The sequence below is a fragment of the Photobacterium sp. DNB22_13_2 genome (assembly GCF_052873915.1).
This window is the reverse complement of the sequence record NZ_JBNNXU010000003.1, coordinates 197,586-221,236: the sequence shown is the minus strand read 5'-3', so window position 1 is coordinate 221,236 and position 23,651 is coordinate 197,586. Positions and strand designations below refer to the sequence as shown.

Here is a 23,651-nt window from a genome sequence, read left to right as displayed (position 1 = left end):
TTCATCAAAGAGGATTAACAATGAGCCTGGAAGGAAAAATTGCGCTGGTAACAGGTGCGAGCCGTGGTATCGGCCGTGCAATTGCCGAGATTTTGGTTGAACGCGGTGCGAAAGTTATCGGTACCGCAACCTCTGAGAGCGGCGCAGAAGCGATCAGCGCTTATCTGGGTGACAATGGTAAAGGCCTTGCGCTGAATGTCACTTCCCCTGAATCTATTGAAGCTGTACTTAAGCAGATCAAAGAAGAATTCGGTGATGTTGACATCCTAGTTAACAATGCAGGTATTACCCGTGATAACCTTCTGATGCGTATGAAAGATGACGAGTGGCAGGACATCATGGATACCAACCTGACGTCTATCTTCCGTCTGTCTAAAGCGGTATTGCGCGCAATGATGAAAAAGCGTCATGGCCGTATTATCAGCATCGGTTCGGTTGTGGGTACCATGGGTAACGCAGGTCAGACTAACTATGCAGCCGCTAAAGCGGGTCTGATTGGCTTTACCAAATCGATGGCTCGTGAAGTGGCTTCTCGTGGCATTACAGTAAATGCTGTGGCTCCGGGCTTCATTGAAACGGACATGACCAAGGCTCTGACAGACGATCAGCGCGCCGCGACACTGTCTGGTGTTCCGGCTGGCCGTCTTGGCGATCCGCGTGAAATTGCAGCCGCTGTGGCTTTCCTAGCCTCTGAAGATGCTGGTTATGTGACCGGTGAAACATTGCACGTCAATGGCGGCATGTACATGATTTAATCAAAAAAGTTGCATAACTTGATGATGCAAGTCAAACTCAACTTGTTTTCACTGAAAATCGTGGTTTGACCAGCATCTTGAGTATTGCAACTTTTGCAGTATTGAATAAACTACAGCAAATCGCATTAGCGAATTCTTGTTTTAAGGAAATAGATTAATGAGCAACATCGAAGAACGCGTAAAAAAAATCATCATCGAGCAACTAGGTGTAGACGAAGCTGAAGTTAAGAACGAAGCATCTTTCGTTGACGATCTAGGCGCTGACTCTCTAGATACAGTTGAACTAGTAATGGCTCTTGAAGAAGAATTCGACACTGAGATTCCAGACGAAGAAGCTGAAAAAATTACTACAGTACAAGCTGCAATCGACTACGTTGTTGGCGCTTCTGAGTAATTAAAGAACTCCCCCCAGGCGGTCACCATGACCGCCTGACTTTTTCTATTGAAATCTGTTTTATCCTCAATTCCCGGAGAAATAAATCGTGTCTAAGCGTCGCGTAGTTGTTACTGGCATGGGTATGCTGTCACCGGTAGGTAATTCTGTTGAATCATCTTGGAAAGCACTTCTAGCCGGTACTAGCGGTATCAGCACTATTGAACATTTTGATGCTAGTGCATTCGCTACTCGTTTTGCTGGTTTGGTCAAAGACTTCAATTGTGAAGAATACATGACGAAGAAAGATGCCCGTAAAATGGACTTGTTTATCCAATACGGCATTGCAGCAGGCGTGCAAGCATTAAATGACTCTGGTATTGAAGTTACTGAAGAAAATGCAGCCCGCGTGGGTGTTGCTATCGGTTCTGGTATTGGTGGTCTTGGCTTAATTGAAGCTAACCATCAATCTTTGATGGAAAAGGGCCCGCGTAAAATCAGCCCATTCTTTGTTCCATCAACAATTGTAAATATGATTGCTGGCCACCTGTCGATCATGCATGGTCTACGTGGTCCAAACATCGCAATCTCTACCGCGTGTACAACTGGCCTTCACAACATTGGTCATGCTGCACGTATGATCGCATACGGTGATGCCGATGCGATGCTAGCAGGTGGTGCTGAGAAAGCATCTACACCTCTAGGTATGGGTGGCTTCGCAGCTGCGAAAGCACTATCTACCCGTAACGACGATCCTCAGGGTGCATCTCGCCCGTGGGACAAAGACCGTGACGGTTTCGTACTTGGCGACGGCGCCGGTATGATGATGCTTGAAGAATACGAGCACGCAAAAGCACGTGGTGCGAAAATCTATGCTGAGCTTGTTGGCTTTGGCATGAGTGGAGATGCTTACCACATGACATCGCCAAGCGCAGATGGCTCTGGTGGCGCATTGGCAATGGAAGCATGTATCCGTGACGCGGGTATCAATGCTGATAAGATCGGCTACATCAATGCACACGGTACATCCACCCCTGCTGGTGACGTGGCTGAGACGCTTGGCATCAAGCGTGCAATGGGTGCGGCGGCTGACAAAGTGTTGGTGTCTTCGACTAAGTCTATGACAGGTCACCTTCTGGGTGCTGCGGGCTCTGTTGAAGCTATCATCACGGCGATGACGCTGATTGATCAGGTTGTTCCGCCTACAATCAACCTTGAAAATCCTGATGAAGGCTGTGATCTGGACTATGTACCAGGTGAAGCGCGTCAGGCTAACCTTGAGTACGCATTGTGTAACTCGTTCGGTTTCGGTGGTACAAACGGCTCATTGCTGTTCAAGAAAATCTAGCGATAACCTGTTATCATAGAACGGCCTGGTGTTATGCACCGGGCCGTTTTTTTTTATCTATCTTTTGAATAAATCGAGCAGGAAACTTGATGATCCTGATCAACGGAAAATCTGACAACCATGTATCGGTTACCGATAGGGCGCTGCAATACGGTGATGGCTGTTTTACGACTATGCTGGTAGAAAGTGGTGAAATCCGGTTGTGGCTCTTTCACCTCGAAAGGTTGAAGGAAACGCTCGCGTTACTGGATATTACCGAGCCTGACTGGGATGAATTAGCTGTAACCGTCAATAAGCTTGCAACCCATTACCCGGACAAGGGTGGTTTGAAGGTGTTGATAAGCCGCGGAAGCGGTGGCCGAGGTTACAGTGCTTCTGGCTGTGCTGATACACAAGTTATTGTGTCGGAGTTTACGTGGCCCACACATTACCGACAGTGGCAGCAAGACGGTATTGTCTTGGGAATTTGCCAGCAACGCTTGTCGCACTCGCCGATGCTCGCTGGGTACAAACACCTTAATCGGCTTGAGCAAGTGCTGCTCAAGCGGGAGGCAGAGCAGAACCAGTGGTTGGATGCCGTGGTGCTGGATGTCACTGGCAATGTGGTGGAATCTATTGCTTCGAATATCTTTTGGCGCAGAGGCAACACGTTATATACACCAAGCTTAAAACTGTCTGGGGTGAGGGGAGTGATGCGACGGCATATATTACAGTTGGTAACTGAACTGGATTATTGTTTAGAAATTGTCAATTCGCCGCTCGATGACTTGCTTTGTGCTGATGAAGTCTTTATTACTAATGCCCTTATGGCGTTAGTGCCGATTAATGAAATCAATGGAATAACATTTACCCAGCAGACCTTGCTGGGTGAGTTGAACAAGAGGTTGTATTCGTGCTAAAGAAATTGGCGATTGCTGTAATCCTGCTGGGCCTAGTGGCTGCCGGTGGACTGGGTTGGTCGTATCAGCAAGTGAAGTCATCACTTGATGTACAAGTGGGAAACCAACAAGAAGTCTTATTGACGGTAAGAGCCGGAACATCATACCGTGGATTGCTCAATCAGTTGGCTAGCCAAGACATCATAGTTGAGTCGCCATGGACGCGATGGATCCCAAGGCTAGAACCGCAACTGGCAAACTTGAAGTCAGGTACCTACCAAATTGCCCCTGCAATGACACTGAAAGACGTGTTGGCTTTAGTGGCTTCTGGGCGCGAATACCAGTTTGCTATCACGTTGGTTGAAGGCGAACGTTTCGTTGATTGGCTTGCTCAACTACAGCAGGCTCCTCATGTGACCCATGCAACCGAAGGTATGAGTGAAGCCGATATCGCCAAGGCGCTGGGCGCTGACGTTGAAAAACTTGAAGGTTTCTTACTACCAGAAACGTACCATTACACTGCAGGTACATCAGATCTTGAACTTCTGCGCCGAGCGTACCGTGATATGCAAAGCTTACTGGGTACCGTCTGGGACGAGCGTGATGCCGAAATTCCACTGAAGAATGTTTATGAAGCATTGATCATGGCCTCGATCATCGAAAAAGAAACTGCGGTTGATGATGAGCGTGGCTTAGTGTCATCGGTATTTATGAACCGCCTCCATAAAGGAATGCGCCTACAGACGGATCCAACGGTCATTTATGGCATGGGCGATAGCTATGAAGGGAATATCCGCAAGCGTGATCTGCGTAAGCCGACACCGTATAACACCTACACCATTTTCGGCTTACCACCAACACCGATTGCTATGCCGAGCAAAGCGTCTGTGCTGGCTGCCGTGAACCCGGATGACAGTACCTATTACTACTTTGTGGCTGATGGCAAAGGCGGCCATAAATTTTCGAGAACACTGACAGAACATAACCGTGCTGTGCGTGAATATCTAAGAACATTAAGAAAATAATAATGACTGGTAAATTTATCGTAATTGAAGGGCTGGAAGGCGCAGGGAAAAGCACTGCCATCCAGCAAGTGACCCAAGTGTTGGCTGAGCAGGGGATCGAAGAGTTTACGTCGACCCGCGAACCGGGCGGTACACCGCTGGCCGAGCAAATGCGAGCCTTGGTCAAGGAAGGTCACCCTGATGAGCCTTTGACAGACATGGCGGAGCTGTTACTGCTTTATGCCGCTCGCTCGCAATTGGTCGAAAACGTGATCAAACCGGCCTTGAACCAAGGCCGTTGGGTGGTTGGTGATCGCCATGATATGTCTTCTCAAGCCTACCAAGGTGGTGGTCGTGGTTTTGACCGTGCCGTCATGGAGAGCCTCCGTGATACGGTGCTGGGAGATTTTCGTCCTGATTTTACTATATATATGGACATTGACCCGGTACTTGGTCTTGAGCGCGCTCGTGGCCGCGGCGAGTTGGATCGTATCGAAAAAATGAATATTGACTTTTTCCACCGTGCTCGTGCCCGTTTTTTGGAATTGTCAGAAGCCGATCCTAGTGTTGTCATTATCGATGCTAGCCAGTCGCTAGAAGTCGTTACGGCTGATATTCGCGGTGCGGTAAAACACTGGCTGGAGCAGCGGTAACATGCTTTATCCGTGGCAGGAAAACGTATGGCAAGGTTGGCAACAGCTACTGGCACAGGGACGGATGCATCATGCTATCCTTCTTGTGGCGCCTAACGGTAGCGGACGAGAAGCGCTCGCTAGACACTTGGCAAAAACCGTGCTGTGCCAGAATGGGGCAGCAGGAGCTGGTGGTGAGTCTTGTGGTGTATGCCATAGCTGTAAGTTGTTTGAAGCTGGCACCCACCCTGATTTTCATGTAATTGCCCCTGTGCAAGAAGGCAAGCAGATCGGCGTTGACGCGGTCAGGCAATGTAACCGCTGGGCTGTTGAAACCTCACAGCTTGGTGGTGAGCGGATTATCATGATCGATGGTGCGGATGCCATGGGGGAAGCGGCGGCAAATGCACTGCTGAAAACCTTGGAAGAGCCTCCATCGGGCTGCCAGTTTGTTTTGTTGGCATCATCGCTGGATAACTTGTTGCCTACCATCAATAGCCGCTGTAACAAATGGCGGTTGGCGATGCCGCAAGAGCAGGAAACCAAGCGTTGGGTGGAAAAGCAGTTGATGCAAAGCATCAAACTGGAGACTGTTAGGCTTAATGGCTCAGCACCGATTGCGACCCAGCAGTTTATCGAGCAGGGACAAGACATCCGTTATGGGAAGTTATTGACTGCCTTTGCTGAATTTTTGCGCCCACCCTTTTTCGGCTTATATGATGTCGCTGGTTTATGTACCAAAGAAGGCCACCACAGCCTGAAATGGCTGAGTTACTTCCTTGTTGATTGCATGAAGTGGCAGCAGGGTGTGACGTCGCATTTGGTCCACAGTGAATCTTTGCCATTGGTCGAGCAGGCTGCCGGGGCAATTGCACCCATGACCCTGATTGAGCAAACCAGACAAGCCAATACCTTGTATCAGAAACTGGAACGCCATCCGGGACTGAATGCTGAGCTCTTGATTGTCGAGTGGTTGACAGGTTTCATGAACCACACATAGTACCTCTATTAGAGAGGTATCGTAACTTTATAGAATATTAAGGAAAAAAACGTGCTAGTTGATTCGCATTGTCACCTGGATAAATTGGATTACGAACAACTTCATACAGGGATTGATGATGTGTTGGCCAAGGCAAAAGCCCGTGGCATTGATTACTGCCTGTCGGTTGGTGTAACGCTGAAAAGCTTCCCAACCATGATGGAGATGATTACGCCGCATGACAATGTATTTGCATCATGCGGTGTCCATCCTCTGGATATTGAAGAAGGCTTTGATTTCGAGACGCTGAAAGAGTTTGCCCAGCACGAGCGTGTGGTAGCTATCGGTGAAACTGGCCTTGACTACCATTACCAACCAGAGCTTGCCGAGCAGCAAAAAGAGATTTTCCGTCAGCATGTGCGCTTGGCGGTTGAGCTTAATAAACCTCTTATTATTCATACTCGCATGGCCCGTGAAGATACCTTGCAGATCTTGCGCGAAGAAGGAGCCGAAAAGTGTGGCGGTGTACTGCACTGCTTTACCGAGAGCCTTGAAATGGCGCAGGCTGCTATCGAGTTGGGTTTCTATATTTCGATCTCGGGTATTGTTACTTTCAACAAAGCCTCTGAGCTTAAGCATGTCGTTAGTCAGTTGCCACTGGAGCGCCTGCTGGTCGAAACGGATTCACCGTATCTTGCCCCGATCCCATACCGCGGCAAACAGAATCAACCGGCTTATGTGCGTGAAGTTGCGGAACATATTGGCCTGCTGAAAGGTGTTTCGGTCGATGAAGTCGAACGGGTAACCACCAACAACTTCTTTACCCTTTTTTCGCACGCAAAACGAAGTTAAGGGTGAATAGGGATATAAAAGGAGCTAAGGCTCCTTTTTTTTATACTATTTGTCTCCCCGTCATACATAATTCAAAATAATTAAATTAATCCTGCAATTAAAAGAAAAAAACACTAAAAAAAGTTGATAGTTAACTTCGTAACGTAAAGTAACACAGCTTACATTACTGAAAGATAATTACAGGTTGTTGTAGGTGTTGATTTTGATGTTATTTCTTTTTTATTTCAGTTGTTTATATTTATTTCGCGTCTTTAGTAGTCGAAATTTCAACTGTGATCTATATTGAGTTTTGAAATTATATTTCATGACCTGTTGGTAATTTTGACGGCCATCAAGTTATATTTAGCACCACATTTTATACTTAACCTGTATTAAAAATGACGGTCTTATCAGCAGATGGCTACGGGGGTAGGCCGCTGATAAAGACTGAAAATCTAAATAAAACACTCACTCAGGAGCACATTATGTTTAAGAACCTTTTTGCAAACCTGCAAAAAGTCGGTAAGTCGCTGATGCTGCCAGTATCAGTACTTCCGGTTGCTGGTATCCTACTTGGGGTTGGTGCTGCCAACCTTGGCTTCATCCCTGAAATCGTATCTAACCTGATGGAACAAGCAGGTGGTTCAGTATTCGGCCAGATGGCCCTTCTATTTGCTGTTGGTGTAGCGCTAGGCTTTACTAACAACGACGGTGTTGCAGGTCTTGCGGCTATCGTTGGCTACGGCATCATGACTGCAACACTAAGCGTAATGGCTGGTGTGATGGGTGTTGAGTCAATCGATACAGGTGTACTAGGTGGTATCCTAGTCGGTGGTGTTGCGGCTTGGGCTTTCAACCGCTTCTTCCGTATCCAGCTTCCAGAATACCTAGGCTTCTTCGCTGGTAAGCGTGCTGTGCCAATCATCACTGGTTTCTCAGCTATCGGTCTTGGTATCCTGCTGTCTATCGTTTGGCCACCAATCGGTGCTGCTATCGGTGCATTCTCTGATTGGGCTGCTCACCAGAACCCAACAGTAGCATTCGGTATCTACGGTATCGTTGAGCGCTCGCTGATCCCATTCGGTCTACACCACGTTTGGAACGTACCTTTCTTCTTCGAAGCAGGTACTTGTGTTAACGCTGCAGGCGAAACACAGAACGGCGTTCTTACTTGTTACCTAGTTGCTGATGAAGCTTCTCGTATCGCTGGTAACGGCTTCGGTCAGCTAGCGGGCGGTTACATGTTCAAGATGTTCGGTCTTCCAGCTGCTGCAATCGCAATTGCTCACTGTGCTAAGCCTGAAAACCGCGTAAAAGTAATGGGTATCATGGCGTCAGCTGCTCTGACTTCATTCCTAACAGGTATTACTGAACCAATCGAATTCTCTTTCCTATTCGTTGCACCAGTACTGTACGGAATCCATGCTCTACTAGCAGGTTCTGCATACGTTGTTGCTAACACGCTTGGCTTTGTACACGGTACATCGTTCTCACACGGTCTAATCGACTTCCTAGTTCTGTCTGGTCACGCACAGAAGATGGTTCTAATGGTTGGTGTTGGTCTAATTTACGCTGCAATCTACTACGTAGTATTCCGCACTGTAATTACTAAGCTAGATCTTAAAACACCTGGTCGTGAAGAAGAAGAAGCTGGCGAAGGCGTTGCTTCTGAAGGTACTGAGCTAGCGAAAGACCTAGTTATGGCATTCGGTGGTAAAGACAACATCACAGGTCTTGACGCATGTATTACACGTCTACGTGTTGCTGTAGCAAGCGTTGACAACGTTGACCAAGATCGCTTGAAGAAACTAGGTGCAGCCGGTGTGGTTGTAGCTGGTGGCGGTGTTCAGGCTATCTTCGGTACTAAGTCTGACAACCTGAAATCTGACATGGATGAGTGGATTCGTAACAACTAATACGAATTACTAATTCATAATTCAAAAGGGAGCTTCGGCTCCCTTTTTGCTTTTAAGAGCTTGGCTAGAGGCGCTAGGCCATGGGCTAGTGGTAAAGAGATTGGCACTACTGGCTGGCAGTAAAGTGACTTAGCCTAAGGCACACAGTTATTGGCTAGTGTTATAGGAATGCATTGATAAGAGTAAAAGAGGATACCTGATATTTTGGGTACCCTCATTTAGGTAAACAAGGATCTGAGTTAATTGACGCAAAAATAGCTTTGCTTAAACTCTTTTAGCCAATAGCCAATAGCCAATAGCCAATAGCCAATAGCCAATAGCCAACTCTTACAACGACAAGAAAAACAGCATCAATATAGGCACTAATAGGCTGAGGATAAACCCGCTGACAATCGCAATCGGTACACAGCGGATTCCGCCGCAGTTCTGGATCACCGGTAGAGTGAAGTCCATGGCGGTGGCTCCGGCATAGCCAATAGCAGTACTTGGATAGCGGCTGATCATCATAGGGATCAGGCTAAGTGCAACCAGTTCGCGCAATAATTCGTTAAGGAAAGCAGCTCCCCCCATAACAGGGCCAAGGTTGTCACCAATCAAAATACCCGCCAGTGAGTACCAGCCAAATCCGGACGCCATCGCTAAGCCTTGGTTGTAGGGTAGGTCAAGCAGCCATGCGGCAATTAAGCCACCGGGCAGAGAGGTTGCGATAATCGTTAAGGCGATGATCATGCCTTTCTTGTTGAGCAGAATCTGCTTCAACGTCATCCCGCTGTTTCTGAGCTGGATCCCGATGAGGAAGAGTAACAATAGCAATATTACTTCACTGGCTTGATCGACCCAGCCTAGTTCAATACCTGTTAAGAGCCCGACAATTAACCCCCCTGCGACCACCACAATGAGTTTCATTGACTCTAAAATCATGTCGCGAAGGGGCAGTGTTTGTTGGCCATGTGCGGTTTCGGTTGGCATCAATTTGTCTAGCAGCGGTAGGGCAAGCAGATTACAGGCGCTGATCACCGAAAAAAACACAAATGTGTAAGTGATGATTTGGTTAAGGTTTTGCCCAATATTGTCCAGTCCGGCCAAGCTGAGTCCCATAAGGGTCAGGATCACCAAGATCAGTCTGCTGGTTTGGGTGTTGATAAACGCCAGTACCGTAGGCTTATTAACGGTAATGAAGTAGCCGATAATCAGCGGCAGGAAAATATAGAGCATGCCAGAGAACATGTTGGTCCTTTTTATTGTCGGTGGGGCATTAGACGGGGTTATCCATAAACCCGATTTTATGAGCAGGTGATCAACATCACTATTTTCAGCAGCTTATCAGCTAGGCTGAGAACGGGTCAATATCCATTCTCAGCCAATTTATGTAGGTATGGTATGTTGGAGGAAGAGTTACAGGGCCAGAACCTGTAAGAGCGCTAAAGGCCGCTATTGCTAATGACCATTTTGAGGCGCAGATTAAATTCTTGCGGAGGAAGGTTGGTTAAATCATACATCACTTCGGCACCAGCAAGATCTAGCTCGACATGGTGCTCGTCGATAGCGTCGTCGTTGCTTTTAAACATCAGGAGGTGATGGGCCATACGTGCGACATCAAGATAGCCAGTATTGTCATTTAGCGTTGGGTGTTTAAGAGGTTGGTTGGTTGCGACTTCAAGGTAATCATCGTCGAACCCCCAGTGCTTAAGGATCACCTTGCTGGCTTCTTGGCAGCTATGCTGGAAAACATACTTGGCGATATCGATATCGAGATAGTTGCCACTATCAAGATAAGACTGGTATTCATGGATCAGGCTGAATAGGCCAATATCGGCAAACAGTCCTGCGAGCAGCGCTTTTTCCGGCTCTAGCTCTTTGGGAAACTCCTCGTGATTGGCCAAGTCATGGCTGATCAATGCCATGGTGGCTGCGAGTTGACGCGAGCGCACGGCACTCTGCTTGAGTAACTGGTTACACTCTTTACTGAAGTGATAACGTAGCTTGAGCTCCTCGATGGCCTTTGCGGTAATGATATCCCTTACTCTAAAAATGCCTAACCGACTGACTGCGTTGTAGATATCATGGCAAATGACATTGCGCCGGTTGAACATCATGGTGTTTGAAATTTTGACGATATAGGCGGTGATACCGGGATCATCGATAAGTAGATCGGCAACATCACGGACGGTTGTTTCGTCGTCATTGCATAGCTGTTGAAGTTTGCTGAGAACGGACGGGATAGGGGGAAGGATAAGCCGGTTTTTTTGCACGGCTGATTTAACTAGAGAGCAAAACTCTGACTCTAACCCCTTGATTATCTTGTCGTTTTCAGGGCTTAGCCAAAAAAAAGATACGTGAGTCATTACTGTATTATGAAAAGTCTGGACACGACTATTCTATCGGGACTGAGAGGGGATAGATAGTAGCGATGGCACAAATTCATTACAGGATGTTTATCTGGTTAAATATCAGGCGAGTGAAACAGTCTGTGAAGAAAACGGGTGGTTAACTTTGCATTATCTTGCGTGATCAACAGTTGTTTGTAGTGGACTTCAAGTGGGAGTACTTCAATCCACCGCTGGCAAACCCAAGATATATCATCCCACTGTGGCGACGGATACAGGGAGCCGATCTCTGGCATGGACTGGAAAAAGAGTTGTAGCTTATCAACCAACTCTTCATGCTGGAGTTCCAACGATGCACTTTCCCAGTTGGGATAAAGTGTGCAGTTGCCCTTCATCAATCCATCTCGTTCGAGGTGAATGTCATGAATACGAATTTTCTGGACCCCTTCAACAACAATAGACAATAAGCCGGACTCCAGCTGATCAAAGTTGATGATGGCGCATTGGGTTGCAATAGCTGGAATTTGTTTGAGTTCGCTCTCAGCCTCAGATTCGTTAATCATACAAACGGCAAAGGGAGGCGCATGAGCTAACGCTTCCTTCAGCATCCTCAGGTAACGACTTTCTATCAGGGTAAATGCAGCCCTGCCACCTGGCAGTAGATGGATACTGGATGGATAAAGGGCGATTTCATTCATGATGTTGCCTAATAAGGATACCTGATACGAGCATGATGATGATAAGAATAAAGATAGTGTCTACTGTATATTTTGGGATATTCGTTCAACTTTCACCCCAAAAAATACGGTCGAAATTGCCACAAGATGCTTATTTTTTGCTCCGTAATATGTCTGAATTCTCACTTTTAAGTGTTCATTGTTTCATATGTGGCGAATATTATTTTTGTGTGTCAAAGTCAATTTAATGACGCTATGCAGTGCGGCGCTTCAGGAAAAATAAGCCATTAACAATTAATGGGAGATAAATTTTGCTAGGGTTCAGGGAAGAGATCTTTAATTATTTGCGCGAATTTGGTGGGTTTGAAAAACGTTCCATGTTCGGTGGTACAGGTATCTTTATAGAGAGTGCAATGTACGCAATCATCAACGATGAGGCTATATTCCTTCGTGGTGGTAGCAATCTCGACCAACATTTTACTTTGCTCGGTTGCGAAAAGTTCAGGCACATCAAACGTAGCACCACTGCGGTTGTAAACTATTACGATATTACCCATATATACAAAACAGATTCAGAGACTTGTTCGGGCTTGGTCAAGGAGTCAATTGCCATCTCAACCTCTGATAAATGTTATAAAATGTCTGATAAAAGCAAAAGAATCAGGGACTTGCCTAATATGCGGTTGACACTGGAGCGAATGGTGAAAAAAGCCGGCGTTCCGGATGTCAGTAGCTTCCTCTCATTGGGAGCCGTAGAGGTTTTTCGTAAAGTCCGACAGAGCCATGGTAAAGATCTTGATGTGAAGTTGCTGTGGATGTTTGCCGGAGCCATTGACGGTTGTCATTGGACATTGCTGAAAGAAGAGCAGAAGCAGCGCTTATTACGTGATGTTCAATAAGTTGTAACCATTAATTTTAAAAGATAAATAAGCCACTGCCATAAGCAGTGGCTTTTGTCTTTATGCTCTTGATGGGTCGAGGGAGGAATCTCAGGACATTTAGGTATATCATGTGTTGATAAATCCATGTTGTTTAAAGATATATGCGACTACCACGTTTGACTGGACCCGTGCTGTCTGGGCTCCATTGCTTTCTTATTGCAGCCGATCAAATGAGTTTTACTCGTGCGGCGGAGATTCTATGCCTGACGCAAAGTGCGGTAAGCCATAAGATCAAAAATTTAGAAGATTCTTTAGGCGTAAAGTTGTTTATCCGCCAGCCTAGAAAGCTCACACTGACCGATGAAGGCAAACGGTTAAAGGAAGTTCTGGCACTTAACTTTGGCGATATAGCCAATGAGCTAAGGGATTTACGTACCCTTGAGTTAAGCGGCGATCTCAATGTGTCTGTGCCGCCGACTTTTGCCCAGCGTTGGCTGTTACCAAGACTGAGTAGTTTCTTGGAAAAATACCCCGCACTACGCTTTCACTTGCGAACCCGAAATGAGCTAGTGGACTTCCATACCGAGTCTTTCGATTGTGCTATTTATTTTGGTAATGGGAAATACACTGGACTGCATGTGGTCAAGCTGATGGACGAAAGCATGGTACCTGTTTGTAGCCATGAGTATGCCCAGCAGCATTGTTTATACGGTAACCCTGCAAAATTGACCTCGTGCATGTTGTTGCATGATGCTGCGCCATGGGCTAGAGCAGGAAAAAACGATGAATGGCAATACTGGGCACAGCAAAATGGTGTGGTGCTACCGGAGGCCGGGTGTACTTTTGACCGGGCTGATTTGGCTCTGCAGGCTGCGGAGCGGGGTATTGGTGTCGCTATCGGGCGGGCGTCGTTCATCGCCGAGCAGCTCGAATCCGGACGGCTTGTTACACCCTTTACACTTTCGGTATCTTCACCTCAAAACTATTTCTTGGTGTGCCGTAACGAGATGGCGACGTCACCTCGGGTGAAAGCGTTTATCGATTGGCTGGGTGAAGTGCAGTAGTACTTATACCAGCCCACATATCCAGGTTGGTATTAACCTTCACAAATAAAAACGCCCTGCATTAGCAAGGCGCTTGTAATCTGTCTGTGTCTATATGGAAGATTAGAACTTAAATCGCGTTGACAGCATGACTTGATCGCCGTAAAGCTCGTTGAAACGACCGGTAACGCCGACAGAGAATAGTTCTGTGGCGTGGAAGCGGCCGTAAACACTGCCAGTGACTTCTTCGAACTCGTCAATGTTAATGTGCCCGATAGTACCGCCAACTTCTAGTTGTGGACCTAGCCACTGGCGAACACCCAAGTTCACTTCAACACCAAACTTACCGCTTGAACTTTTCAGTGCGCTTTTGTTTTTAGCACTGCGTGCTTTGAGTTCACCGGTGATATCTGCCCAGTTGTTAACGGGGGCATGGAAGCCTACACCGAGTGTTGCATCCCAATCGCTCTCGAACTCAGTGTCGACGCTACCGGTGATGTGGGCATTCGGGTGGATTGAAGTGCTGAAACCAGCACCGTAAGTCAGCGGGCTAATACCAATACGCGCTTCAGCGTAGTCGTAGCTGAAGTTGCTCATTGTCGGCTGGGCATTCGCCTGTACCGCTGAAACAGATGCCAGGACAAGACCTGAAGCAATTAGGGTTTTACGCATGACAAATTAGTCCAATGGGCTAAAAATAATTGAACTATTTTAATAGACATAAGCGAGTGTTCATAGCAGTTTTGTAGAATTTTGCTGTCTTGTTTTTAAAGTATTGAACATAAAAGCCGACAAAATTGGTAAAATTATGTGATCAGTCCCCATGGGATGGTAATGATGGGGCGAAGGGCAAGAGTAAGCCTACCCTTCGTTTATATCCGTGCATGTTGTAACGGTGAACACCTACACCAGCTCGTTACCTGAACGCTGTCCACTCTCAAACTGCTTCATACTGCTCAGCGTGGTATCCGCGATGTTGCCCAAGGCTTCTTCGGTCAGGAAGGCTTGGTGCCCAGTAAAGAGAACATTATGGCAGGCTGATAAACGGCGGAAAACATCATCTTTGATTACGTCATTAGACTTGTCCTCAAAGAACAGATCTTTTTCATTTTCGTAGACATCAATGCCCAAAGAGCCAATTTTACTATTTTTCAATGCCTCGATAGCATCTTTGGAATTGAGTAACTCCCCGCGGCTGGTGTTGATAATCATCACTCCATCTCGCATTTTGGCAAATGCGTCGGCATTGAGCATATGGTAGTTTTCTTCGGTCATCGGGCAATGCAAAGTGATGACATCTGCTTGGTGGTATATTTTTTCCAAGCTGGTGTATTCCACGCCTAACTCAATAGCAATTGGGTTTTCATATGGGTCATAGGCCAAAATATTCATGCCGAGTCCTTTTAGGATACGGATTGTTGCAATACCTATTTTACCCGTACCGATCACCCCGACCGTTTTACCATGGAAGTTGAAACCTGTCAGGCCTTCCAGCGAGAAGTTGGCATCGCGGGTACGCTGGTAAGCGCGGTGGATCCGGCGGTTGAGGCTCAGCATCAGGCCCAGTGTATGTTCGGCAATGGCTTCTGGGGAGTAGGCTGGAACGCGGACAACTTGAATGCCCAATGATTTTGCTGCCTCAAGGTCGACCTTATCGTAGCCGGCACAGCGCATTGCGATCAGCTTCACTTGGTTTTGCGCGAGGGCTTCTAGCACCGGACGGCTTAAATCATCGTTAACGAAGGCACAGATTGCATCATAGCCCTGAACGATTTTGACAGTCTGTAGCGTCAGACGGAAATCATAGAAGTCGAGCTGATGGTGATAGTGTTGATTAATCAGTTCGAAGGCGTTTTGGTCATACTTTTTGGTGCTGAAGACTGCAACTTTCATGGATCACCTTTTCGGGTTGACTCTACCTCGGCATAAGCCTTGGAATAGTGTAATTGATCTTGTTGTTTTGTGACCAAGATAACACTTTTTGCCCTATCCCGAAAAGGTTTGTATGACAATTAAATTTGTAGGGTTATACGTCAGACAGCGATAACCTGCGATGGCTCAGTGCTTCCATGATCCGATTGGCATCAAGGATCTGGATCCATGCCATCAACCCCGTATCCGATTCGTTGTCGATCACAAAGGTGGTCAGCTGATCAATAACGATCTGTTTGAGTTGGTCACCGTTCCAAGGCTTGGCGATGTAGTAATCCAAGCTGGCATTGTTGACTGCTTGCACGGTTTCCTCAAGGCCTGCTTGCCCGGTAAGCAGCACCTTTCGGGCATTGCTGGATTCTTCCTGGTGCTTGAGCTCAATGAGGAAATCGATACCTGTTTCACCTGGCATAATGTGGTCACACAGGATCAGTGCTAACGGAATATGATCGGCAATGGTATCGGCGAGTACCTCTTTGGCTTCGTCAACCGATTCCGCTGCTTCGATAACGAAATGCTCTTCCAGCGAGCGCAGATCATTGATGACGCTATCGAGTACTTCCCGCTCATCATCTACGCAAAGGATCAGGTATTTGTTCATAGGCTCTCCTTAAGTGCCTCGCCCAAAGGCAAAGTAACTATCATTCTGGTAAAAAGGCCGGGTTCGGATTCGACCCTGATACTGCCATTATGTTGGTGGATGATCTGCTGGCAGACAGATAATCCAATCCCAAGGCCGAAGTTGCCTTCTCGCTTGGTGGTGAAATTGAGTTCGAAAATTTTGTCTTGTTGTTCTGGCGGGATCCCCTTGCCATTGTCCTCAACCATGACTTCAATCGCTTGTTTTGCGGGATCATCAAGTGTGACTTGTCGGGTGGTGACTTTAATTTGTCCCGGTTCGTCAACGGCATCAAGCGCGTTGGAGATAAGGTTAGTCCAGACTTGTTGCAATGCGATAGGTTGGCAATGCAGTGGCGGAAGCGAGCTGTAATCTTTGATTAATTGGTGACGCTTGAGTTTGTTTTCGAAGATCACCAAGGTGTCTTCCAGCCCTTCATGGAGGTCAACAGAATGTACGGACTCATCATCTTGCCGCGCATAGCTCTTCAGGCTTTTGACCAGATCGGCAATCCGCTGCGCGCAGATATTAATAGATCGCAGGAAATTACCCATCTGATAGTAATTCTCCCACTCGGAAAGTACTTCTGGAAGCTTGCCTTTTTGCGGGAGTAACCATTGACGAATATGGTCGTCGTCATCAATTCCCATCTGTACCGTCTTACGGGCAAGCTGCCTATCACCGAGCACATCGGTTAATTGCTTGGCACGTTGCCGGGCTTCAGAGGTAGACAGCGGTCTTGATAGCATTGCCTGTTGCATGATGTCGTTACCACGATCTTGGTTCTCATGACTGAGTGTGGTTTTGGTAATGCTGCCGATGGTTTGTTTGAGGGTATCACTGCCGCGCAAGATTGCAGAAACGGGGTTATTCAGCTCGTGGGCCACACCTGCTACCAACTGCCCGAGCATCGCCATTTTTTCTTTGTCGATCAGCTGGTGATAAGCTTCATCCAATGATTTCAGGGTTTGTTGCAACCGCATTTCGGTTTGAATGCTCCCTTTCAGGCGGCGGTTGAAGTTGCGCATGAGAAGGTTAGTAAACAGGGGAAGTAACTCACTGCGTGAATTCATGACTTTATTAAAGAGCTCCCTGTCAAGTTTGATGACATCGGTGCCGCACAGAGTCACGCCGGTTGAAAATGATGTTTCCCCAGAGATAAACGACATCCCGCCGACGAGATGGCCGGGTCCTGCCCTTACCACCTCATGGCGACACCCATGCTCATCCTTTTTATATAGCGCAACCTCGCCACAAGTGATGAACCAGAGGAAGTCATTGGGTTCGCCTTCCTGGGTAAGGATATGATTGGCGCTGTAGCTGCGGCAAGCGCGGGTGTCATCGTTGCTGGCAAAGAAATCATGCAGGGCATCGATCACCTGAGTGGCCAGGGTGGTATCGTCGAGGGTGTGGCTATGCTGGATAAACCCTGAGCGGAATCGCGACATCTGTCGTTCTATATGGGCATTGAGGATCCTACGGTGATCAAGCAGTTGGCTGTACTTGAGGCAGTCTTCATCCGGATGTTTCAGTACGAAATGCGTGAGTTCTTTCACGAGGACTTGTTTGAGCTCTTGTGGCTTCCACGGTTTGGTAAGGCAATAGTGCAGACGCCCTTCGTTGACCGCCTGCATGATGACATCAAGCTGCGGCATATCATTGAGTAGCACTGAGCGAGCCTGCTTGCTGGCTGGATACTGGTCGAGTGAAACCAGGAAGTTGACACCTCTGTCATCGCCCAGCTCGTTGTCACAAATCACCATCGCAACCCGCTGATTCTTAGCTTCGATATCAGCCAGTATCTCGTTGGCTTCGTTAATGCTGTAGGCATTATAGATATCGAACAGGTCGGCAAAAGCCGCTAAATCCTGATTGAGCTTTTCCACGACAAGCGGGTCGTCGTCCAAACAGACAATCGCAAAACTATTCACCTTTACACCCTTCACGTCAAAATATTGCTATGTTGCTGTTATGATTAGATACTTTGTATTAAGTGTATAAGAATTCAACACTCCTGACTGAGAGCCATCTAGCAATCGTGTGAGAATAATATTGCAGATGATCCAAGGTGTGACTGTGGACTAATCTGCGGGAGCACTGACAACAATGCTCTCTAAATCAATGAATATTGATAAATTTATTGTTCAGCAAGCTATGATAGACTGAGTTTTTCATCTTTAGATCTGGGACCTAATAATAATGCTAGGAAAAATCGGTGCGGTTGGCGGTGCTGTGGTTGTGGCACTGTGCTGGCCTTTTGCCACGGGGCAAATTGGCGAGCGCATTTATCTTGATACGCTTGGTCAATATGAAAACCCGTATCTTGCCGTGTCCAATGACACCTATAAGCGCGGATACCTAACATCCGAAGCGGTATCTAAAATTGAGCTAAAAGATGAGCTGAAATTTCTTTTTGAAGATGAAGGCTTACCAACCGTTTGGTTTGTTAAGCACCACGTAAGCCATGGCTTTATGAGTGTTTCTTCCACGAGTGAGCTGCTGGTGGATGATAAACTCAAGCCAATGGTGAAGACATTATGGGGTGAGGGTGTTGCACCTGTTACCTTTACGACCAACACGGCGATGACCCGTAAAACGGACTTTACTTTCCAGATCAATCCTATCGAAGAGACAGAAGTTAGCGGAACCAATGTTGCTTTGTCATCGTTTGTTATGCAGGGAACGGTCAATGCGAAAGGCGCGGGTGAATTCCAATACCAACTTCCATCCGCGAACCTCACCACAACAGCGCATGAAGAGATGGTGCTTAAAGGCTTAAAAGGGGGCGGTAAAGGATATCTCGACGGTCAGTTCTGGATTGGTGACCAATCTCTGAGCCTTGATGAAGTGCGCTTTAGCGATTTGAATTCCGATCAGAGTGTGGATGTGGCGCAGCTCGTCGTTGGCATGGAAAATGTGCTTATTCAGCCTGAAACTCCGGAGGGAGAAGAAAAGCCTGAACTTCAGCTTTCTAATTCAAACCATATTCAGGTGGGTAATCTGGTAATGCTGGACGGCAGCGAATACCAAAACTTCAACTTCCAAATGGCTTTCTCTGAGCTCGATTACCCGTCGTTGAGTCTATTGGGAGATATGACTGATGATTTGGAAGAACCATTGACTGAACAACAAGCAATGGAAGTGTCTGCAGCATTGGATTCGTTGGTAGCTAAAGGACTTACCTTTTCTATTGGTGATTTAAGTGTTTTAGCCCCGGAAGGGCAGGTAACTAGCAGTTTGAACATGGCTGTCGAGCCGGGTATCAGCAATATCTCCCAAAATATCGGTCAAATTGCCGAGAAACTGGGTGGTGATATTCACCTTAGCTTGCCTGTAGATTTAGTTGAAGCAGATCCGCTACTGAGTGAGCGTGTTGACATGCTGGAGCAGAGTGCGATTGTGGAACGCAATGCCACCCATTATCTATTGGATATGAAGATTGAAGGTGACAAGGTGATCCTCTCCAATGGTGACCAACTGCCGTTTGCTATGTTGTTTATGTTATTCATGTAATCTTTCAATTGGACCTCCATAATGAAAAACCGCCGTTTCCAACGGCGGTTTTTTGTTTTCTATTTCCCTCAGAGAACTGCCTTATCAAAGTGTTTTGGTATGATGATAGGTAATCTCTATTGATAAAATCGCTTATTTCAATTTAGTAATTTCAAGGAAATAGACGACACTTATATCAAAAGGAGGTGCTCCCGGAGTGGGAGAGCCAATCTAAAAAGTTATAGTCAGGGCAATCAGCAGAGTAGTGGGTTGTCCGGCGATCATGAATTAGGGGGATGTATGGAGTCGTTGAAGGTTAAGGATTATATGAATGTGCGTCCGGTGACATTCGAACCAAAAATGTCTCTTTCCAAAGCTCTGGACAAGCTACTTTCAGCAAAGCAGATCGGTGGGCCGGTTATTGATGAAACTCGAAAAGTGGTTGGTTTTCTGTCTGAACAGGACATGATTCATAAACTCCTCAAGGTAGGGTATTACTGTCAGGACACCCATACGGTTGAAGAATGTATGCACTCTGAAGTGCTTACTGTATCTCCTGAAGATTCTATTATTGAGCTGGCAGATACAATGGCTGGACAAAAACCGAAAATCTACCCTGTTGTAGAAAACGGTCGCTTGGCAGGGGTTATTACTCGACGTGATGTGCTAACGGCGATTAGTAATCAAATTGGTGACTGTTTCAAGCACCCTGTTTAACAGCTATCGACTAAATTAAAATAGAAAAGGCGCCATGGGCGCCTTTCTTATATACCTAGCGTTAGGGGTAGCCTGAATACCAGCAAGGAGAACCTGTGGCCAAACATCCCCGTCGTCCCTCTTTAGATGTGAACAAATCACATCCTAAAGACGCTAAATTCATCATCGGATCTACCATGAAGCATATCGTAGTGATGTCCGGTACTGGTGCGGTTGGCTTGATGGCGCTTTTCTTGGTCGATTTGCTTGATATGTTCTTCATCAGTTTGCTTGGTGAAATTGAATTAGCGGCGGCGATTGGCTTTGCAGGTACCCTGATATTTTTCTCTACCTCCGCCTCTATCGGCACCTCTATTGCCATGGGGGCCTTAGTATCTCGGGCCTTGGGGGCCAACCAACGGGATAAAGCCCGCTTGGTTACGGTCAACGTAATGATATTTGCCGTTATTTTCAGCGCTCTTCTTGTCTATGGAATGATGTCTAATCTTCAGGCTTTGCTATCTATGATTGGGGCTGAAGGAAGAGTAGCGGAAGCCGCAACGGATTATCTGACCATTTTGTTGCCTAGCGCGCCGATGATCGCGATTTCCATGTCGGCTGGCGCGGCATTGCGTGGTATCGGTGACGCTCGCCGTTCGATGTATGCCACATTGATCGGTGGAGGTGTGAATGCCGTGCTTGATCCCTTGTTCATCTTTGGCTTTTCGATGGGGGTTGAAGGGGCCGCGATAGCTTCCGTTTTTGCTAGGCTTGCGGTAATGGTGTTCTCCTTATACGCCATTATTGTTCATCATAACTTGGTCGCACGTCCCAAGGTATCAGCATTTTTCTCCTCTTTGTTGCCTATATCTGCCATTGCCTTACCAGCGATACTAACCAATACTGCGACACCGATAGGTAATGCCATCGTAACCAGCAACATTGCGCAGTTTGGTGAGAGTTATGTCGCTGGGTATGCTGTTATAGGCCGTATCATGCCTGTGAGTTTTGCTCTGGTCTTTTCTCTTTCTGGCGCAATTGGCCCTATCATTGGGCAAAACTTTGGTGCCGAGCGTTGGGATCGTATTTTACGCTCACTATCAGATGCGTTGTTATTTGTGAGTGGTTACTGCGTGCTGGTGTCTATCATACTGTGGTCTTCGCAGGATTGGCTGATAGCAGCATTTAGTTTGCAAGGCGATGCTGCCAGCATACTGTCGGTGTTTTGTAGCTATGTTGCGATTACCTTTATTTTCAATGGCGCAATGTTTGTCGCCAATGCGGCCTTCAATAACCTCAATCGGCCGACATGGTCGACGGCACTCAATATGGGCAAAGCGACCTTGGGGACGATTCCTTTTGTCTGGCTGGGCGGAAAACTTGGCGGAGCCGAAGGGGTATTGTTAGGTCAGGCTGCGGGAACCATAGTGTTCGGGATTATTAGCGGTATGTTAGTGGTTAATCAGGTCAGAAAAATGGCCACTGAGCATGAACAGAAACTGGAAGAGCAAGATATTCTCGAGCCAAGTGTGCCATTAACCCCGTTCTGTTCATCACGGACCTATATGGGGCATGAAGACGTGATTGAAGAGACGCTCGCAACAGAAACCAAAGTTTGATTTTTTTTGGTTAATGTCAACCATCAAAAAGAGTTATATTTCACTGGTTTATTGATCTGTTTCGGTGAAACTTCCTACCTTTAGACGCACAATTACCCAATCTAGATTTTTACCGGTAGACAAGAAGCGCTACCGGTACCGCTGATCCTGCTGCGCTAATTCATTGATGAAGTATCTCTATCAGCAGTGACAGACACAAAGATTCTGTGTTTTTAAGGGAATAATGTAAACATGCGTCAATATCTAAGGGTGATCATACCCGTTCTCATTCCACTCATCATTCTGATGTTACCAGCGTCAGCGTTTCCCGTCGAAGGGCTAACTATTGTCCAGCAGCGTGTCATCGCGATCTTCTTATTGGCGGCCTTGTGCTGGGTGTTGGAGCCGATACCTATTTATGCAACTTCCGTTGTCATTATCGTATTGGAACTCATGTTGCTCTCCGATAAAGGGCTATATTTGTTCCGCTCGGCAGAAGGGCAGCCGCATTTTGGTGAATTGCTCAGCTACAGCGACATTATGGCGACTTTTGCTAGTCCAATCATTATGCTGTTCTTGGGGGGCTTCTTTCTCGCAATGGCGGCAACCAAATTCCGCCTTGATGTCAACTTGGCACGTGTGTTGTTGAAGCCATTTGGTACCCAGCCGAAATATGTCATGTTCGGACTGATGTTGATCACCGCGATTTTCTCTATGTTCATGTCGAACACCGCGACCACAGCGATGATGCTGTCTATTTTGGCGCCGGTTATTGCGCTATTTGGTGCCAAGGATCCAGGTAAAATTGCGTTTGCTCTGTGTATTCCAGTAGCGGCAAACATTGGTGGTATTGGTACTCCTATCGGTACCCCGCCTAACGCGATTGCACTGAAATATCTGACCGGTGACAACTTGATCACTTTTGGTGAGTGGATGTTCTTCGGTGTACCGTTTGTGGCAGTGCTGCTGGTTTTTGCATGGGTGCTGATCAATGCATTTTATCCTGCCAAGCAGGAAAAAATAGAGCTAACCATCAAGGGCAAATTCTTGATGACGCCGAAGGCAATCACCGTCTATGTCACCTTCGCCCTAACGATTATTCTGTGGTTGATGGGCTCATCCCACGGTATGAACTCTTACACTGTTGCCTTGATCCCGGTTGCTGTGTTCTCACTGACCGGCATTATTAATAAGGAAGATTTGAAAAAGATCTCCTGGGATGTGCTTTGGTTGGTATCGGGTGGTATTGCGCTTGGTTTAGCCTTGGATCAAACAGGGCTGGCAAGGTTGATGGTGCACAGCATTCCGTTCGATAGCTTCTCGCCATATATCGTACTGGCTGGCTCAGCGCTACTATGTTTGGTGATGGCTAACTTTATGTCCCATACCGCGACGGCGAACTTGTTGATGCCAATTATGGCCGCATTAGGTACGTCTATGGTGTCGCTTGTACCGCTGGGTGGCGAGATTACCTTGATCCTAGTTGTAACTTTTGCTGCATCGCTGGGTATGTCGTTGCCTATCAGTACCCCCCCGAATGCCCTTGCCCATGCCACCGGTCATGTGCAGAGTAACCAGATGGCCCGTGTTGGGGTGATCATTGGCGTTGTGGGTGTACTGCTGAGCTTTGTCATGATTTGGCTGTTGCACTTGATTGACCATATTTAAGA

At 47.0% G+C, this 23,651-nt stretch carries 22 protein-coding genes; 15 read left to right on the top strand and 7 right to left on the bottom strand.

All coding sequences use genetic code 11. From position 1 onward, the window contains the following. Positions 1-20: 20 nt before the first annotated feature. The 9 genes from fabG (at position 21) to ptsG (ending at position 8,716) form a co-directional block, all read left to right on the top strand. Positions 21-755 carry a 3-oxoacyl-ACP reductase FabG gene (fabG, locus tag ACVA58_RS06520; RefSeq protein ID WP_428652796.1) on the top strand — a complete coding sequence of 245 codons (735 nt, stop codon included), beginning with the start codon at positions 21-23 and terminating at the stop codon, positions 753-755. Between the two features lie 157 nt (positions 756-912). After that, a complete protein-coding gene (acpP, locus tag ACVA58_RS06515) occupies positions 913-1,149 on the top strand; it encodes an acyl carrier protein (protein ID WP_016961388.1) in 237 nt (78 codons plus the stop codon). 88 nt (positions 1,150-1,237) lie between these two features. Next, positions 1,238-2,476, top strand: coding sequence for a beta-ketoacyl-ACP synthase II (fabF, locus tag ACVA58_RS06510; protein WP_446509633.1), 1,239 nt, complete (start codon positions 1,238-1,240; stop codon positions 2,474-2,476). Between the two features lie 89 nt (positions 2,477-2,565). Beyond that, positions 2,566-3,375, top strand: a complete 810-nt coding sequence (gene pabC / locus ACVA58_RS06505) for an aminodeoxychorismate lyase (protein ID WP_446509632.1) — start codon at positions 2,566-2,568, stop codon at positions 3,373-3,375. Then, positions 3,369-4,379: an endolytic transglycosylase MltG gene (gene mltG / locus ACVA58_RS06500; RefSeq protein WP_446509631.1), complete on the top strand. Its 1,011-nt coding sequence runs from the start codon at positions 3,369-3,371 to the stop codon at positions 4,377-4,379. The genes pabC and mltG overlap by 7 nt, the downstream gene beginning before the upstream one ends. A gap of 2 nt (positions 4,380-4,381) precedes the next feature. After that, positions 4,382-5,011: a dTMP kinase gene (gene tmk / locus ACVA58_RS06495; protein WP_446509630.1), complete on the top strand. Its 630-nt coding sequence runs from the start codon at positions 4,382-4,384 to the stop codon at positions 5,009-5,011. Position 5,012: 1 nt separating this feature from the next. Beyond that, positions 5,013-5,990: a DNA polymerase III subunit delta' gene (holB, locus tag ACVA58_RS06490; protein ID WP_446509629.1), complete on the top strand. Its 978-nt coding sequence runs from the start codon at positions 5,013-5,015 to the stop codon at positions 5,988-5,990. A gap of 51 nt (positions 5,991-6,041) precedes the next feature. Further along, positions 6,042-6,821, top strand: coding sequence for a TatD family hydrolase (locus ACVA58_RS06485; protein WP_446509628.1), 780 nt, complete (start codon positions 6,042-6,044; stop codon positions 6,819-6,821). Between the two features lie 464 nt (positions 6,822-7,285). Beyond that, the gene (ptsG, locus tag ACVA58_RS06480) at positions 7,286-8,716 is read left to right on the top strand and encodes a PTS glucose transporter subunit IIBC (protein WP_446509627.1); all 1,431 of its coding nucleotides are present in this window, start codon (positions 7,286-7,288) and stop codon (positions 8,714-8,716) included. 327 nt (positions 8,717-9,043) lie between these two features. On the opposite strand, the gene ACVA58_RS06475 is transcribed toward ptsG, so the two are convergent. The 3 genes from ACVA58_RS06475 to ACVA58_RS06465 form a co-directional block, all read right to left on the bottom strand. Beyond that, complete coding sequence (locus ACVA58_RS06475; RefSeq protein WP_446509626.1) at positions 9,044-9,943, bottom strand: lysine exporter LysO family protein; 900 nt, start codon at positions 9,941-9,943, stop codon at positions 9,044-9,046. Between the two features lie 194 nt (positions 9,944-10,137). Then, positions 10,138-11,061, bottom strand: coding sequence for an HDOD domain-containing protein (locus tag ACVA58_RS06470; protein ID WP_446509625.1), 924 nt, complete (start codon positions 11,059-11,061; stop codon positions 10,138-10,140). Between the two features lie 98 nt (positions 11,062-11,159). Then, positions 11,160-11,741 (bottom strand): LON peptidase substrate-binding domain-containing protein, encoded by a 582-nt coding sequence (locus tag ACVA58_RS06465; protein ID WP_446509624.1) that lies wholly within the window; start codon positions 11,739-11,741, stop codon positions 11,160-11,162. A gap of 290 nt (positions 11,742-12,031) precedes the next feature. Here ACVA58_RS06465 and ACVA58_RS06460 point away from each other — a divergent pair, with 290 nt between their 5' ends. Further along, entirely contained in the window at positions 12,032-12,619 is a 588-nt protein-coding gene (locus tag ACVA58_RS06460; RefSeq protein WP_446509623.1) for a TfoX/Sxy family DNA transformation protein, read from the top strand. A 143-nt stretch (positions 12,620-12,762) separates the two neighbouring features. After that, on the top strand, positions 12,763-13,665 hold the full coding sequence (gene dsdC, locus ACVA58_RS06455) for a DNA-binding transcriptional regulator DsdC (protein WP_446509622.1): 903 nt from the start codon (positions 12,763-12,765) through the stop codon (positions 13,663-13,665). Positions 13,666-13,767: 102 nt separating this feature from the next. Here dsdC and ACVA58_RS06450 read toward each other — a convergent pair whose 3' ends face one another. The 4 genes from ACVA58_RS06450 to ACVA58_RS06435 all read right to left on the bottom strand — a co-directional run bounded on the left by ACVA58_RS06450 (position 13,768) and on the right by ACVA58_RS06435 (position 18,126). Next, on the bottom strand, positions 13,768-14,316 hold the full coding sequence (locus tag ACVA58_RS06450) for a hypothetical protein (protein ID WP_446509621.1): 549 nt from the start codon (positions 14,314-14,316) through the stop codon (positions 13,768-13,770). 231 nt (positions 14,317-14,547) lie between these two features. Continuing rightward, positions 14,548-15,537, bottom strand: a complete 990-nt coding sequence (locus tag ACVA58_RS06445) for a 2-hydroxyacid dehydrogenase (protein WP_446509620.1) — start codon at positions 15,535-15,537, stop codon at positions 14,548-14,550. A gap of 133 nt (positions 15,538-15,670) precedes the next feature. After that, positions 15,671-16,177 (bottom strand): response regulator, encoded by a 507-nt coding sequence (locus ACVA58_RS06440; protein WP_446509619.1) that lies wholly within the window; start codon positions 16,175-16,177, stop codon positions 15,671-15,673. Continuing rightward, positions 16,174-18,126, bottom strand: a complete 1,953-nt coding sequence (locus tag ACVA58_RS06435) for an ATP-binding protein (RefSeq protein WP_446509618.1) — start codon at positions 18,124-18,126, stop codon at positions 16,174-16,176. Before ACVA58_RS06435 ends, ACVA58_RS06440 begins: the two co-directional genes overlap by 4 nt. Positions 18,127-18,394: 268 nt before the next feature. On the opposite strand from ACVA58_RS06435, the gene ACVA58_RS06430 reads away from it, so the two are divergent. From ACVA58_RS06430 to ACVA58_RS06415, 4 genes are all read left to right on the top strand, one after another. Next, a complete protein-coding gene (locus tag ACVA58_RS06430; RefSeq protein WP_446509617.1) occupies positions 18,395-19,708 on the top strand; it encodes a DUF945 family protein in 1,314 nt (437 codons plus the stop codon). A gap of 279 nt (positions 19,709-19,987) precedes the next feature. Then, positions 19,988-20,404 (top strand): CBS domain-containing protein, encoded by a 417-nt coding sequence (locus tag ACVA58_RS06425; protein WP_446509616.1) that lies wholly within the window; start codon positions 19,988-19,990, stop codon positions 20,402-20,404. A gap of 176 nt (positions 20,405-20,580) precedes the next feature. Then, entirely contained in the window at positions 20,581-22,002 is a 1,422-nt protein-coding gene (locus ACVA58_RS06420; protein WP_446509801.1) for an MATE family efflux transporter, read from the top strand. Positions 22,003-22,233: 231 nt separating this feature from the next. Beyond that, entirely contained in the window at positions 22,234-23,649 is a 1,416-nt protein-coding gene (locus ACVA58_RS06415; protein ID WP_446509615.1) for an SLC13 family permease, read from the top strand. The last annotated feature ends 2 nt before the right edge of the window (positions 23,650-23,651 follow it).